This is a genomic window from Thermocrispum agreste DSM 44070, assembly GCF_000427905.1.
Lineage (GTDB): Bacteria > Actinomycetota > Actinomycetes > Mycobacteriales > Pseudonocardiaceae > Thermocrispum > Thermocrispum agreste.
This window is the reverse complement of the sequence record NZ_ATYX01000006.1, coordinates 114,405-128,713: the sequence shown is the minus strand read 5'-3', so window position 1 is coordinate 128,713 and position 14,309 is coordinate 114,405. Positions and strand designations below refer to the sequence as shown.

Annotated in this window: 14 protein-coding genes and 1 pseudogene; 4 read left to right on the top strand and 11 right to left on the bottom strand. The window is 68.9% G+C overall.

Annotation, left to right across the window (positions count from 1 at the left end):
* Nucleotides 1-328 precede the first annotated feature (328 nt).
* Nucleotides 329-1,972 (top strand): S8 family peptidase, encoded by a 1,644-nt coding sequence (locus YWY_RS19970; protein ID WP_245566531.1) that lies wholly within the window; start codon nt 329-331, stop codon nt 1,970-1,972.
* Between the two features lie 83 nt (nt 1,973-2,055).
* Here the strand turns inward: YWY_RS19970 and YWY_RS23550 are convergent.
* From YWY_RS23550 to YWY_RS23545, 3 genes and pseudogenes are all read right to left on the bottom strand, one after another.
* A pseudogene (locus YWY_RS23550) lies at nt 2,056-2,235 on the bottom strand (ABC transporter ATP-binding protein); the annotation flags it as partial.
* 79 nt (nt 2,236-2,314) lie between these two features.
* The gene (locus YWY_RS0102750) at nt 2,315-2,533 is read right to left on the bottom strand and encodes a DUF397 domain-containing protein (RefSeq protein WP_028846360.1); all 219 of its coding nucleotides are present in this window, start codon (nt 2,531-2,533) and stop codon (nt 2,315-2,317) included.
* Nucleotides 2,530-3,366, bottom strand: coding sequence for a helix-turn-helix domain-containing protein (locus YWY_RS23545; protein ID WP_038044340.1), 837 nt, complete (start codon nt 3,364-3,366; stop codon nt 2,530-2,532). Before YWY_RS23545 ends, YWY_RS0102750 begins: the two co-directional genes overlap by 4 nt.
* A 220-nt stretch (nt 3,367-3,586) precedes the next feature.
* Between YWY_RS23545 and YWY_RS24265 the strand changes: the two genes are divergently transcribed.
* Nucleotides 3,587-3,865, top strand: a complete 279-nt coding sequence (locus YWY_RS24265; RefSeq protein WP_028846359.1) for a hypothetical protein — start codon at nt 3,587-3,589, stop codon at nt 3,863-3,865.
* Between the two features lie 535 nt (nt 3,866-4,400).
* Here YWY_RS24265 and ndk read toward each other — a convergent pair.
* From ndk to folC, 3 genes are all read right to left on the bottom strand, one after another.
* Nucleotides 4,401-4,811 (bottom strand): nucleoside-diphosphate kinase, encoded by a 411-nt coding sequence (gene ndk / locus YWY_RS0102735; RefSeq protein WP_028846358.1) that lies wholly within the window; start codon nt 4,809-4,811, stop codon nt 4,401-4,403.
* A 90-nt stretch (nt 4,812-4,901) separates the two neighbouring features.
* Nucleotides 4,902-5,306 (bottom strand): DUF4233 domain-containing protein, encoded by a 405-nt coding sequence (locus YWY_RS0102730; protein ID WP_028846357.1) that lies wholly within the window; start codon nt 5,304-5,306, stop codon nt 4,902-4,904.
* Nucleotides 5,303-6,799: a bifunctional tetrahydrofolate synthase/dihydrofolate synthase gene (gene folC / locus YWY_RS0102725; RefSeq protein ID WP_028846356.1), complete on the bottom strand. Its 1,497-nt coding sequence runs from the start codon at nt 6,797-6,799 to the stop codon at nt 5,303-5,305. Before folC ends, YWY_RS0102730 begins: the two co-directional genes overlap by 4 nt.
* Before the next feature lie 196 nt (nt 6,800-6,995).
* Between folC and YWY_RS0102720 the strand changes: the two genes are divergently transcribed.
* Entirely contained in the window at nt 6,996-8,051 is a 1,056-nt protein-coding gene (locus YWY_RS0102720; protein WP_028846355.1) for a class I SAM-dependent methyltransferase, read from the top strand.
* Between the two features lie 14 nt (nt 8,052-8,065).
* Here YWY_RS0102720 and YWY_RS19960 read toward each other — a convergent pair whose 3' ends face one another.
* The 5 genes from YWY_RS19960 to YWY_RS0102695 all read right to left on the bottom strand — a co-directional run bounded on the left by YWY_RS19960 (nt 8,066) and on the right by YWY_RS0102695 (nt 13,595).
* A complete protein-coding gene (locus YWY_RS19960; RefSeq protein WP_084608855.1) occupies nt 8,066-9,124 on the bottom strand; it encodes a TIGR03842 family LLM class F420-dependent oxidoreductase in 1,059 nt (352 codons plus the stop codon).
* A gap of 9 nt (nt 9,125-9,133) precedes the next feature.
* Complete coding sequence (gene hydA, locus YWY_RS0102710; protein ID WP_028846354.1) at nt 9,134-10,519, bottom strand: dihydropyrimidinase; 1,386 nt, start codon at nt 10,517-10,519, stop codon at nt 9,134-9,136.
* A gap of 13 nt (nt 10,520-10,532) precedes the next feature.
* On the bottom strand, nt 10,533-11,375 hold the full coding sequence (locus YWY_RS0102705) for a nitrilase-related carbon-nitrogen hydrolase (RefSeq protein ID WP_028846353.1): 843 nt from the start codon (nt 11,373-11,375) through the stop codon (nt 10,533-10,535).
* Complete coding sequence (locus YWY_RS19955; RefSeq protein WP_051309581.1) at nt 11,368-12,972, bottom strand: NCS1 family nucleobase:cation symporter-1; 1,605 nt, start codon at nt 12,970-12,972, stop codon at nt 11,368-11,370. The genes YWY_RS0102705 and YWY_RS19955 overlap by 8 nt, the downstream gene beginning before the upstream one ends.
* 110 nt (nt 12,973-13,082) lie before the next feature.
* Nucleotides 13,083-13,595, bottom strand: coding sequence for a lytic polysaccharide monooxygenase auxiliary activity family 9 protein (locus tag YWY_RS0102695; protein WP_028846352.1), 513 nt, complete (start codon nt 13,593-13,595; stop codon nt 13,083-13,085).
* Nucleotides 13,596-13,753: 158 nt separating this feature from the next.
* On the opposite strand from YWY_RS0102695, the gene YWY_RS19950 reads away from it, so the two are divergent.
* Nucleotides 13,754-14,302, top strand: a complete 549-nt coding sequence (locus tag YWY_RS19950) for a GNAT family N-acetyltransferase (RefSeq protein ID WP_051309682.1) — start codon at nt 13,754-13,756, stop codon at nt 14,300-14,302.
* The last annotated feature ends 7 nt before the right edge of the window (nt 14,303-14,309 follow it).

Below are 14,309 nucleotides of genomic sequence, written 5' to 3'. Positions count from 1 at the left end.
CACCATCAACGACGTCGACATGCCCCGGCGCGCTGTCGATGGCGGGTGTCCTTACCCGGCGGCCTGCCCGAGCGCCCTCGCCCGATCTGTAAGACAGCACACCTGGACCTTCGCGGGCCGCTGGCCGCGGCGCGAGCCGGCCTGGGCAGCGGGGCTCGTCCGACTGACCGCCTGACCTCGGCGTCGACACCCGAAACGGGTGGCGCCCGACACCAGGGTCACGGCCAGTATCCCACACCACGGCCCAGAAGGCCCGCAAGGGCGAAGTTGCCGCCGGCGCGCCGTGGCCTCTTGTCGTGACGGCACACACTGGCTACCGTGCGCAGCTATGCCCCTGTTGCGGCCCCGTCTGCCCGCGTGGCGTTGGTTCGCGGCCGGAGCGGCAGCGCTGCTGCTGACGTTGGCCACGACGGAGCCGGTGGCGACGGCAAGCGCGGACCCGGACGGCACCCACGGCCAGCGATGCTCCCGTACCGGCACTTCGTTGCGGTACCTCGTGCTGTTCGACGAAGGCACCGGCCGTGGCCAAGCAGGCAGGGAGATCAAACGGGCTTGCGGCAAGCTGGTCGTGTACTACGACGCGATCGCGGTGGGCATCGCCACCTCCGAGCATCCGCTCTTCGCCGAAGCGATGGGGCCGGCCCGGGTCTACAGCGCGCAGGCGCGTCGCGCGGAAACGGCCGCTGACAGCGCACCGAAGCCGAGCATCACCCCGCAGAGCAGGCACGACGCCTCCGACACCGCGGACAGGTCCGATGAGCAATGGGGCCTGGAGATGATCAACGCGCGGGCCGCACGCGAGGCCGCGGGCCCCGGCGCCGAGGTGATCGTCGGGGTGCTCGACTCCGGCGTCGACGACCGGCATCCCGAGCTCGCCCACGCCGTGGACACCGAGCGATCCGTGGGATGCCTCGGCGGCAAGCCCGATCGCTCGCGCGCGGCGTGGCGGCCGTCCACGTCGGTCCACGGCACGCACGTGGCGGGCACCATCGCCGCCGCCGACGACGGAGTCGGCGTGGTCGGCGTGGCGCCCCAGGTGCGGGTCGCGTCCATCAAAGTGATCGACGACGCGGGGCGGGTCGATCCGGAGGCCGCGGTGTGCGGCTTGATGTGGGCGAGCAAGAAGCGGATGCGAGTGACCAACTCCAGCTTCTTCGTCGACACCGGGCCGACGTCGTGCATGTCCGACGACGAGTTCGGTGTGGTGCGGGAGGCGATCACGCGCGCGGCCGACTACGCCACCGAGTCCGGCACGCTGAACATCGCGGCCGCCACCAACGAAGCCGTCAACCTCTCGCCCGCGGGCAGCACCGGCGACGAGTGTGTGGCATTGCCCGCGAGCATCCCGTCGGTGCTGACCGTGTCGGCGGTCGACCGGTCGGGCCTCAAGTCGGGGTACAGCTCCTACGGGCTCGGGGTGATCTCGTTGACCGCCCCCGGCGGTGACGACGGCGAGTGCGTGCTCTCCACGATTCCCGGCGGCTACGCCGACACCTGCGGGACGTCCATGGCCGCGCCGCACGTGGCGGGTGTCGCCGCCCTTCTGGCCGCCCAGGACCCGGATGCCGGCCCGGCGGAGATCCGGCAGGCCCTGCAGTCGACCGCGCGGCAGACGGCGTGCCCGGCCGATTACGACCGCACCGGTGACGGCCATCAGGACGCCTTCTGCACCGGTTACCGGGGCTACAACAGCTTCTACGGCCACGGCCTGGTGGACGCGCTGGCCGCGGTGCAAGCCTTCAGCAGGGAATCCGACGACGACACCGCCGCGGACACGCGCGACGGCACCGCGACCATCGCCACCAGCTCGACCGAATCAGCGCAGCAGCATCGAACCGATACGCCGCACGGTGCCGGCCACGCCGACGACGGCCAGGACGATCAGGACCGCGCAATTGCCGAGCATGCCGACGTCGAAAACACCGTGCGCACACTGACGAAGCAGCTCGACTCCGTGGTACAGGGGCGATAGCTGGACCACCCACTGCAGCTGCTCCGGGTACACCGACAACGGGTAGAACGTCGTCGAGAACAGAAACAGCGGGATGACGATCAGATGCGGTCGGCCAGCCCCTCGACTTGCTGCTCCTGGCCGGCCTGCTCACCAGGGGCGAAGCGCAGCTCGAGCACCTCCCGGCTGGAGCACCTGGCGATGAGCGCCGACGACGAGCCCTCGGCGACGATGCGGCCGCCGTCCATGACCACCAGCCGGTCGCACAGCTGCTCAGCCTCGTCCGTTCAGTAGAAATAGTTGGGTCCTGAATACGAAGTAGCCCCTCCCGTTGGCTCGGGAGGGGCCCTGGTCAGCGCGGGTTTAGAGCACGTTGTCGAACTCGCCGGCCTTGACGCCGCGAATGAAGGCCGTCCACTCGTCGCGGGTGAAGACGAGAGTCCCACCGTCCCGGTCCTTCGTGTCGCGCACGCCGACGATACCCGGCCCGTAGCCGACCTCGACGCAGTTGTCCGAGTGAGCGCTGTAGGAGCTCTTGTGCCAACCGCTCAGCTCCTCCATGCGCCGCTGGAAGTCCTTCATGTCCGCTCACCTTCCTGTGCCTCGATCACCCGCACGGACTCTGCTTCGCTGAGAGAAGTCGCGTCAAGTTCCGTGATGATCTTCTCATACACCCGGGTGTCGTCCTCATCGTCGAGGAAGACTCCCGAACTGATCAACTCGACGTGAACCACGTCTGACGTACTCCGGAGAAAGATGAACGGCGTCAACAGTGCCCGGTGCGGAGTAGCGTCCCAGGGGACCACGCGAACGGACACGTTGGGCCGCCGCTGCATCTCCAGAAGGTGGGCGAGCTGGCGCCGCATCACCGGTCGCTCGATGCCGGGAGTCCGCAGCGAGAGTTCGGCGATGAAGCCGACGAACCGGACGTCCTTCCGATTGAGCACCTGTTGCCTACGGAGCCGGCCGGCCACTCGCTCCTGGCGTTGCTCGAACGTCAGGCCGCCATGCGCTCGCAAGAGCTCGCCCGTGTAGTCGGGCGTCTGCAGGAGGCCGGGGATCAGAAACGGCGACCAGCTGATGATCTCGTCCGCCGACGACTCGTAGGCCACAAGCGTCCGTGAGTCCTCCGACAACCCTTGCAGGTCGAACTCCCACCAGCCGGGTTCGTTCATGCTGCGGGCGGCCGCCACTAGGCGGGCGTACTGGTCACCCTTGACCTTGTAGTAGCCGAGAAGCTGGACGACCTCCTCGAGAGTGAAGTTGCGCAGCCCGTTCTCGGTACGCGACAGCTTGCTCTTGTCCCAGCCGATGTCCTCGGCCACGTCGGACAGCCGAAGGCCCCGCGATTCACGCAGCTTTCGGAGCTCTGCTGCCAGGTTGCGAGCCTTCGTGCCGGGTCCTTTCCGGGGCATTCCTACTCCGATCGGGTGCTCCCTTGAGGTTGCGTTGCTGCAACAAATTGTTGTTGCAACGCTTGCACTGCAAGTAGCAATGGTTGCACGGAGGGGCGCGGGAGGCAACGCATGGGAACGAGGGCGATCACCTTCTCGGTCACCTTCACGTGCATGGGGCACAGGCCCCCGCTCGACCACGACCAGCCGGACTGTCCGGTGTGCGGCCCGAGGGGAACCGATGGACATCAATCGAACGCTGCTGGCCGAAGTGGCGCAGACGAATGTAGACCTGGCGCGCGGGGTGCTGATGATCACTCGCGCCCTGCGCGAAGGCGACCTGCCCGATTCGCCGATCCTGCGTAGGTACGGCGAGCACCTGGCCGAAATCGGAGACTTCATTGCGCGGGTCAATTGGGAGCGCGTGAGCACCATCGACTCAAGCGTGTCCGACGAGGTGATCGGCCCCAAGATGGAACTCGAGCGCGCCGGGGCCACGGTGCTTGACTTCCCCTTGTGACTTCCCAGCCGGTGCACGGTCTCCCACGTGTATCGGCTGGGATTCCAACTACCCCTGAGGTGCAGAACGGCCCCCTCCCCGAGGCCCGTAAGACCCGAGGAGGGGGCGTGTGTTCAGAAGCCAAGCAGCGTGTCCCTTGCGTGATCCGGATCGTCCTGATCCCGACTGGAGTCCCGGTGGAGCGGGCGGTCCAGCTCCAGGCAGACCCAACCGGTGGCCTCCCGGTGAACCGCACGACGGGTACGGATCCCGTCGCTGCACGGCTCCCCGGACGAAGACGCGCAGGCCAGGCCAGGCCCCACGAGCACTACCCGGCGGGAGCGGGCACGGCCACGATCACTCCGTCCAACCCGGCCCCCACGAGAACTTCCCGGCGCGTCGCGACACCACGACGTGCGGCGAGCACGGCAAGGCCCGGCGACGTCATGCCGCAGCCACACCGGGCGCACGACGCCACCGGGCCAGCCGGATGCCCTGATCGTGCCGGAGGGACCGGCCCGGGCCGACGACCTCGGGCCGATCGCACCCCGGCCGTTCAGGCCAGGTTCGGGAACCAGAGCTTGATCTCGCGCTCGGCCGACTCCGGAGAGTCCGACCCGTGCACGATGTTGTTCTGCACCTGCAGGCCGAAGTCGCCCCGGATGCTGCCGGTGTTCGCCCTGACCGGGTCGGTGGCGCCGGCCAGCTGCCGGAACGCCTCGACCGCGCGCTCGCCTTCCACCACCGCGGCCACCACCGGGCCGGAGGTGATGAACTCCAGCAGCTCGCCGAAGAACGGCTTGTCCTTGTGCTCGGCGTAGTGCTCCTCGGCCAGCTCGGTCGGCACCGTGCGCAGCTCGAGCGCGGCCAGCTTCAGCCCCTTGCGCTCGATCCGGCTGATCACCTCGCCCACCAGGCCACGGCTCACACCGTCCGGCTTGACCAGCACCAGCGTCCGCTCAGTCACGTGAGAAGTCCCTTTCCTGCCAGCCGTTGTGTCGAGCGCAGCTTACGAGCAGGCGGCAGGCAGGCCGGGACCAGGGTGCGGCACCGGGTGTCACTCCCCCTGCCGGGTGCTGGGCAGCGTGCCGCCGGCGATCTGCTCGGCCACCTTGGCCCGCAACCGGAACAAGATCAGCCACGCCACCAGGAAGACGATCCCGATGATGCCGACCGGGGGCTCGACCACCACGAACACGACCAGCACCAGCTGCAGCGCGACGATGGTTTCGGTGATGCGCGGGGACCGCACGAACGCGCAGAGCACGAGCAGCACCACCGCCAGCCCGCCCACCAGCCAGCCGGTGACGCTGGTCAGCCCGTCGCCCAGCCGGTCGATGACCGGCAGGGCAAGGCCGAGGGTGATGGCCTCCATCACCAGCGTTCCGGACATCACCCCGCGGAAGCCCTTCATTGGGTCCTTCGGGGCCTGTTCCCGCTCCGGGACGGCGTCCTCGCTCATGCCGGCTCCAGTCCGAGCAGGGTGCGGGCGTCGCCCGCGGTGACGACCGAGCCGGTGATCAGCACCCCGCCGCCGGACAGCTCCTGCTCGACGGTCGCGCCTTCCTCCACCAGGCTCACCGCGGTCTCGAACGCCGTCGGGAAGTCGGGCTCGGCCACGACGCGATCCTCGCCGAAGATCTCCCTGGCCAGTTTGCCGAGCTGCCCGACGGGCATGGCCCGCGGGGACGAGTTGCGGGTCACCACCACGTCGTGCACCACCGGCTCGAGCGCATCGAGGATGCCGCGTGCGTCCTTGTCCCGCATGATCGACACCACCAGCGCCAGCCTCCGGAACGCGAACTCGCCGTCCAGCGCCTCGGCCACAGCGGCCGCACCGGCGGGATTGTGCGCCGCGTCCAGCAGCACGGTGGGTGCCGACCGCGCGCGCTCCAGGCGCGCCGGGAGCTGCACCGCCGCGAACGCTTCCCGCACGGTGTCCACCTCGAGCGAGCGGTCCTTGCCCGCTCCCAGGAACGCCTCGACCGTGGCCAGCGCCAGCGCGGCGTTCTTCGCCTGGTGCTCGCCGTGCAGCGGCAGCATGATCTCGTCGTACACGCCGCCGAGCCCCTGCAGCGTCAGCATCTGGCCGCCGACGGCGATCTCGCGCTTGAGCACCCCGAACTCCTGGCCGCTGCGCGCCACCGTGGCGTCGACCTCCACGGCGCGCTCCAGCAGCACCCGCATGGCCTCCGGGTGCTGTTCGCCGATCACCGCGATCGAACCCGGTTTGATGATCCCCGCCTTCTCCGCGGCGATGGACCGCAGGTCCTCACCCAGGTAGTCGGTGTGGTCCAGGCTGATCGGCGCGATGGCGGCGATCTGCGCATCGGCCACCGACGTGGCGTCCCAGCTGCCGCCCATGCCGGCCTCGACCACGGCCACGTCGACCGGCGCGTCGGCGAAGGCGGCGTAGGCCATGCCGGTGAGCACCTCGAACTTCGTCATCCGCTGGCCGCTCTCCCCGGCCGCGCGGTCCACCATCGCCACGAACGGCGCGAGGTCCTGGTACACGTCGACGTAGCGCCCCGGCCGGATCGGCTCGCCGTCCAGCGCGATCCGTTCGGTGACGATCTGCAGGTGCGGGCTGGTGTACCGGCCCACCCGCAGGCCCATGGCGCTGAGCAGGGTGTCGATCATCCGCACCGTGGAACCCTTGCCGTTGGTGCCCGCCACCTGCACCACCGGATACGACTTGTGCGGCTCCCCCAGCAGGTTCAGCAGTGTGGCGATGCGGTCCAGCGACGGCGCGATCCTGGTCTCCGGCCAGCGCTGGTCGAGTTCGGCCTCCACGGCCAGCAGCCGCTGCCGGTCCCGCTCCAGCTCGGCAGGGTCCTCGACTACCGGCTCGTCGGGGGCGTGGTCCCGGTCGTCGTCGTCCGGCAACGGCCCCGCCACGGGCACGTCGTCGCCCGCGAGCTCGTCATCGGGATAGGTCTCGTCCTCGGCCACCAGCCGAGTCTACGAGCCGCACGGTGACGATCGGACGACGGGAACGGCACCCCCGAACGCGCGACCTCACGTCGGCTGCCCGGAGCATGCCGCGACGGCCTGCGGACCAACCGGCCAGCAGCGGGTTCGAGCACCGTAACCGGCCCTTGTCCGCGCCCGACGTCCGGGCAGGGGCCCGAACCACGGCGAGGAGGCCGACATGGCCGTCGACGAGAGCAAACTGAAGGAGCTGCTGGGCAGCTTCGTCACCGATCTCGGCGGAAGCTTCCAAGCGGTCAACGCGGTGATCGGCGACCGGCTGGGGCTCTACCGGGCGCTGCTGGCCGTCATGCCTGCGACACCGGCCGAGGTCGCCGAGCATGCCGGGATCAGCGAGCGGTACACGGCGGAATGGCTGAAGTCGCAGGCAGCCGGCGGCTACGTCAGCTACGACCCGGCGACCGAGCACTTCTCGCTGACCGAGGAGCAGGCGTTCGCCCTGGCCGCACCGGACGGCATGCAGATCGCGGCCGCGTTCCACATTCCGGTCGCGGTCACCAAGAACGTCGAGCCGATCACCGAGGCCATCCGGTCCGATTCCGGATTCGGCTGGCACGAGCAGGACACCGAACTGTTCGAGGGCACCGAGCGCTTCTTCCGACCGGGCTACGCCGCGAACCTGATCCCGGAGTGGATTCCCGCATTGGACGGGGTCGAGGACAAGCTGCGCGCCGGAGCGCGCGCGGCCGACGTGGGCTGCGGACACGGCTCGTCGACGCTGTTGCTCGCAGCGTCGTACCCGAACTCGCACGTCACCGGGTTCGACTACCACGCGGCCTCGATCGATCAGGCACGCAAGCGGGCCGAGGAGGCCGGGCTGGGCTCCGCCGCGACGTTCGAGGTGTCCGCCGCGGCCGACTTCCCCGGGACCGACTACGACCTGGTCACCGTCTTCGACGCGCTGCACGACATGCCCGATCCGCTCGGCGCCGCCCGGCACATCCGGGAATCACTTCGCCCGGACGGCACGTTCATGCTGGTCGAGCCGTATGCCAACGACAAGGTCGAGGACAACTTCACCCCGGTCGGACGGCTCTACTACGGGGCATCGACGGTCATCTGCGTCGCACACTCGATGACCGAACACCCTCGTACCGCCCTCGGCGCCCAGGCAGGCCTCAGCAGGCTCACCGCGCTGCTGACCGACGCCGGCTTCACGCAGGTGCGCAAAGCGGCGGAGACGCCGTTCAATCTGGTCGTCGAGGCCAGGCCGTAGCACCCGGCACCTGGTCACCGCACGCGGCGAACGGCCCAGCCCGCGACAGGTCCGCACCGACACCCGCGAACCTGGTCACCGCACGCGGGGATGATCTCCTCGCCGTAGGACGCCAAGGTCTTGTCCTTGTCGTCGTGCATCAGGTACAGCGCGAACTGGCCGACACCCAGCTCGCGCAGTTCGGCGAGCCGTTCGACGTGTGCCGAGGCCGGCCCGACCAGACAGAACCGGTCGACGATGTCGTCCGGCACGAAGTCCGCCGACGGGTTGCCCGCCCGGCCGTGGTGGCTGTAGTCGTAGCCTTGCCTGCCCTTGATGTAGTCGGTCAGCTCGCGCGGCACCGGGCCCGATTCGCCGTAGCGGGCGACCAGGTCGGCGACGTGGTTGCCGACCATCCCGCCGAACCAACGCAGCTGGTCGCGCTGGTGTTCGACGTCGTCGCCGACGTAGGCGGGTGCAGCCACGCACATGGTGATGCTGTCCGGGTCGCGGCCGGCCTGCTCGGCGGCCTGGCGCACCGCGGTGATGGTCCACCGGGCGATCGCCGGGTCGGCGGTCTGCAGGATGAACCCGTCGGCTTCCTCACCGCACAGTTTGAGCGCCTTCGGGCCGTACCCGGCCATCCAGACCTCCAGCTTGCCGTCCCGCACCCACGGGATGCGCACCCGCGTGTCGTCGTGCAGGACGGCTTCCCGGCCGCAAGCCAGGTCCCGGATCGCCCGCATCGCCTCCCGCAGCCGCGCCAGCGTCGCCGGCTTCATGCCGACGACCCGGTGCGCCGAGTCGCCCCGGCCGATCCCGCAGACCGTGCGGTTGCCGTACATGTCGTTGAGCGTGGCGAACACCGAAGCGGTCACCGACCAGTCCCTGGTGCCCGGGTTGGTCACCATCGGACCGACGACCATGCGCTCGGTCGCCGCCAGCACCTGCGAGAGGATCACGTACGGCTCCTGCCACAGCACCGTGGAGTCGAACACCCAGCCGTAGCCGAAGCCGCGCTGCTCGGCCTCGGTCATCAGCCGCACCACCTCGCGCGCGGGCGGGTCGCACTGCAGCACCACTCCGAAGTCCATCGCGGCCCCCTACAGCAGGTACTGCGACAGCTCGCGGCTGAGGAACCTGCCGTGCCCTTCCTTGCCGTGGAAGGCACCGTCGGCGATCACCTTGGTGCCGCGCGAGAACACCACGTCGACCTTGCCGGTGATCTCCATGCCCTCGTAGGCCGAGTAGTCGACGTTCATGTGGTGGGTGGCGGCCGAGATCGTCTGCTTGGCGTTCGGGTCGTAGACGACCACGTCCGCATCCGCCCCGGGCGCGATGACCCCCTTGCGCGGGTAGAGACCGAACATCCTGGCCGGCGTGGTGGAGGCGATCTCCACCCAGCGCGCCGGCGAGATCTCCCCGGCCACCACGCCCTGGTGCAGCAGGTCCATCCGGTGCTCCACCCCCGGCATGCCGTTGGGGATCTTGGAGAAGTCGCTCCTGCCCAGCTCCTTCTGATCCTTGAAACAGAACGGGCAGTGGTCGGTGGACACGACCGACAGGTCGTTGGTGCGCAGCCCGCGCCACAGGTCCTGCTGGTGGTCCTTGGTCCGCAGCGGCGGGGACGCCACGTACTTGGCGCCCTCGAAGTCCGGCTTGGCCAGGTCGTCCAACGACAGGTAGAGGTACTGCGGGCAGGTTTCGGCGAACACGTTCTGCCCGGTGTCCCGGGCTTCGGCCACCGCCTCCAGCGCATGCCGGGCCGACAGGTGCACGATGTACAGCGGTGCACCGGTGACCCGCGCCAGCTGGATCGCCCGCGACGTCGCCTCTCCCTCCAGCTCCGGCGGCCGGGTGAGCCCGTGCTGGACCGGGTCGATGTGGCCGGCGGCCAGCGCCTCGGCCACCAGCTCGTCGATCGCGATGCCGTTCTCCGCGTGCATCATGATCAGCGCGCCGGTCTCGGTGGCCCGCTGCATCGCCCGCAGGATCTCGCCGTCGGTGGCGTAGAACACCCCCGGGTAGGCCATGAACATCTTGAAGCTGTTCACGCCCTGGTCGATGCACGACTGCATCTCTTTCAACGACTGGTCGTCGACGTCGGCGACGATCATGTGGAAGCCGTAGTCGACGGCACAGTGGCCGTCGGCCTTCTCGTGCCAGGCGTCCAGCGTCGCCAGCAGCGACGTGCCCTTCTTCTGCACCGCGAAGTCGATGATGGTGGTGGTGCCACCCCACGCGGCCGCGGTCGTCCCGGTGGCGAACGTGTCCGACGAGTAGGTCCCGCCGAACGGCATCTCCATGTGCGTGTGCGCGTCGATGCCACCCGGGATCACGTACTTGCCGGTGGCGTCGACTTCCTCGTCGGCCACCGTGATCAGGCCCGGCTCGGTGACCGCGCCGATGGTCTCCCCCGTGATCAGCACGTCGGCGACGACCGGGCCGGTGGCGTTGACCACGGTCCCGCCGCGGATCAGCGTGCGCATGGCTCTCCCCCCTTCACGCCTCGGTCAACGGGCCGTAGGTGTCCGGCCTGCGGTCGCGGTAGAACTGCCACAGGTTCCGCACCTCGGCCAGCAGACCCATGTCCAGGTCGCGCACGACCACCTCGTCCTCCGAGTCCGAGGCCGCGTCGCCTACCAGCTCCCCCCGCGGGTCGACGAAGTAGGACTGGCCGTAGAAGTCGTTGTCGCCGAGCGGCTCGACCCCGACCCGGTTGATGGTGCCGACGAAGTACTCGTTGGCCACCGCGGCCGCGGGCTGTTCGAGCCGCCACAGGTACTCCGACAGGCCACGGCTGGTCGCCGACGGGTTGAACACGATCCGCGCGCCACCGAGCCCGAGCGCCCGCCACCCCTCCGGGAAGTGCCGCTCGTAGCAGATGTAGACGCCGATCTTGCCGACCGCGGTGTCGAACACCGGGTAGCCGAGGTTGCCCGGCCGGAAGTAGAACTTCTCCCAGAACCCTTTCACCTGCGGGATGTGGTTCTTGCGGTGCTTGCCCAGGTACGTGCCGTCGGCGTCGATCACCGCCGCGGTGTTGTAGTAGATCCCGGGCTGCTCCTCCTCGTACATCGGGACGACGAGCACTACCCCATGGCGCTCGGCGACCTCCTGCATGAGCTTGGTGGTCGGCCCGTCCGGGATCTGCTCGGTGTAGGAGTAGAACTCGGCGTCCTGCACCTGGCAGAAGTAGGGGCCGTAGAACAGTTCCTGCAGACACACCACCTGAGCACCCTGCGATGCCGCCTGCGCGATGTAGTCGACCGCGTTCGCGATCATCGATTCCTTGTCGCCGGTCCAGCGCTGTTGCACCAGAGCGGCCCGCACCACGTCAGGCACGCGCTTCTCCTTCCGCCGGGGCGGCGCCGGCCACCCGCATCGAGCCCGTGCCCGCGGTCAGCAGGACGTAGACGATCGATGCGGCGACCAGGCCGACCACCCACGAGTAGTCGTAGAACCCTTTCAGGAACGGGATCAGCCCGTCCGCCGGGAACGGACCTTCCTTGCCGGGGGCGGTGTAGGCACCACCGACCGCCAGCACGCCGCCGACGACCGTGGCGACGACGGCCTGCCAGTTCCACCCGCCTGTGAACCAGTACCTGCCCTTCTCCCGGTACAGCTCGGCCAGCTGCAGCTCGGTGCGGGCGCGCAGCCAGTAGCCGCTGATCAGCACGCCGGCGACGGCACCGAGCACCCCGCCGTAGAACACCAGCCAGCCGTTGATGTAGACGTCGGCGTTGGCCAGCAGCCGCCACGGCTGCACCACGATGCCCAGCACACCGGTGATCAGCCCGCCGACGGCGAAGCTGATCCGGCGCGGGAACGCGTTCGAGAAGTCGTACGACGGGCTGACCACGTTGGCCGCGATGTTCGCCGAGATGGTGGCCAGCACCAGCGCCACCAGTGACACGATCACCACGACCGGGCTGTCGAACCGGGAGGCGAGCAGGGCGGGATCCCAGATCTCCTCGCCGTACAGCACCGCGCCGCCGGAGGTGGTCAGCACCGCCACGACGGCGATGAACGTCATGGTGGTGGGCAGGCCGAGGATCTGCCCACGCATCTGCTTGCCCTGGCTGCCGCCGAAGCGGGTGAAGTCCGGCATGTTCAGCGACAGCGTCGCCCAGAAGGCGATCATCGCCATCAGCGACGGGGCGAACACCGTCCAGAACTCCACGCCCCAGCCCAGCTGCGACGGGCGCTCGAGGATCGGCCCGAATCCGCCCGCCTTGACCAGGACGTAGCTCATCATGATCAGGAAGGCGACGCTGACCAGCGGCGCCGTCCAGTTCTCGAACCGACGCACGGCGTCCATGCCCCGCCAGATGATCAGCAGCTGCAGCAGCCAGAACACCCCGAACGAGATCCACAGCGTGACGGGGTGGCCGGCCATCACCGGCGCGTTGAGCCATCCGTCGCCGGCCAGCGTGCCCACGACGACGTACATCGCGTGGCCGCCGACCCAGGTCTGGATGCCGAACCAACCGCAGGCGATGAAGGCGCGCAGCAGGGCCGCGAGGTTGGCGCCCCGCACGCCGTAGAACGCCCGCGCGAACACCGGGAACGGGATGCCGTACTTGGTGCCCGCGTGGCTGTTCAGCAGCATCGGGACGAGCACGACGAGGTTGCCGAGGGTGATCGTCATCAGGGCCTGGATCCAGTCCATGCCCAGCACGATCAGCCCGGAGGCGAGCAGATAGCTGGGGATGTTGTGGGCCATCCCCATCCACAACGCGAAGTAGTTGTACGTCGTCCAGGACCGCTTGGCGACCGGAACCGGTTCCAGGTCGTCGTTGCTGAAACGGCTGGCGCGGACGTCGGCGACCGCGACGTCGGCCAAGTCGACCCTGCCGTCGGGGTGGGTGATCTGTCGTGCCGAGCCGGCTACGCCTTCGGTAGAGTCGGCATTCCTTCCCCCAGTGGACGTCAACGCCATTGGGGCATAGTGCTGCCGGTCACACTGGACAGGCAGTGGCAGACTGTTCACAGCTGGTCAGCAGCGCGAACAGTCTGCCCGTTGACTGCCCCGGTGATCTGGGTCACGTATCACCTGATGTCCAGGTCGATGCACGCGTAGAACGCGTTCGCCGTGTCGTAGATGTTCCACACGGCCAGCAGTTTCTGTTTGCCGCTGTACTCGCTCAGGTCGATGGTGTGGGTCAGCCCGTTGGGCGGCTGCTGTCCCCCGCCGTCGAAATCGGCCACCTTCCGGTCACCGATGTAGTACTCGAAGTTGGACGTCCGGTGCGGCGCGGTGAACGTCCACGTGAACGACACCGAACGCGACACCGGCGTCGCCACCCACCCCTTGTTGTCGTCGTCCAGCTCCGCGAACCTGGCATTGCCGCCACTGCAGCTGCGCAGGCCCTTCGGCCCTTCGACGCTCTGCGGCTCCCAGGTGATCTGCCCGCATTGCACGATGCCTTGCGCGCACTGGGCTTGCCTGCTCGGCGGGTTGGAGATGTATCCGTGTGCACTGGCCGACGCGGTGGGGAGCACCAGCATGGCCAACGGCGTCAAGGCCACGGCGGCGAGCATCGTCGAGATGCGTTTGGTCATGATTCCTCCTCGATACGGCAGGGACCTCGAGACGAGATGTGGTCTAGACCACTTTTCAGCATGACTCCCGCGCTCACCTGCGCCTAGGCCGTGCCGGCCGGCCTGCCCGTTCATGCCATCGGCACGTGTTCGCTCCGACACCGCTAAGGTGCACGTTGGTGCACTCTTTGGACTTACCGCTCAAAACCGACCGGCTCGTGCTCCGTCCGCATCGGCCGGAAGACGCCGCGGAGTTGCTCAGGTTCCACTCCCGGCCCGACGTCGCGCGCTACCTGCTCGTCGGGCCCTGGACGGCGGAGTACGCCGAGCAGGAGGTCGCCAAGCGCATCCCCAAGACCGGCCTGGACACCGACGCCAAAGCGCTCGCGCTGGTGCTGGAGCACGACGGCGTCGTCATCGGGGACCTCGGGCTGTGGACCACCGAGCATCCCCGGCTGGCCGAGATCGGCTGGACCCTCGACCCCGACTACGGCGGCCGGGGCCTGGCGGCGGAAGCGGCGCGTGCGGTGCTGTCCGCCGCGTTCGAGGTGTACGGACTGCACCGGGTGGCCGCGCAAATGGACGCGCGCAACACCGCTTCGGCCCGGCTGGCCAGGCGCGTGGGCATGCGACAGGAGGCCCACTTGCGCCGGAACTGGTGGTGCAAGGGCGAGTGGACCGACACGCTGATCTTCGCCAGGCTCGCCGACGACCCGCCGCCGCCGTGACGCGCCG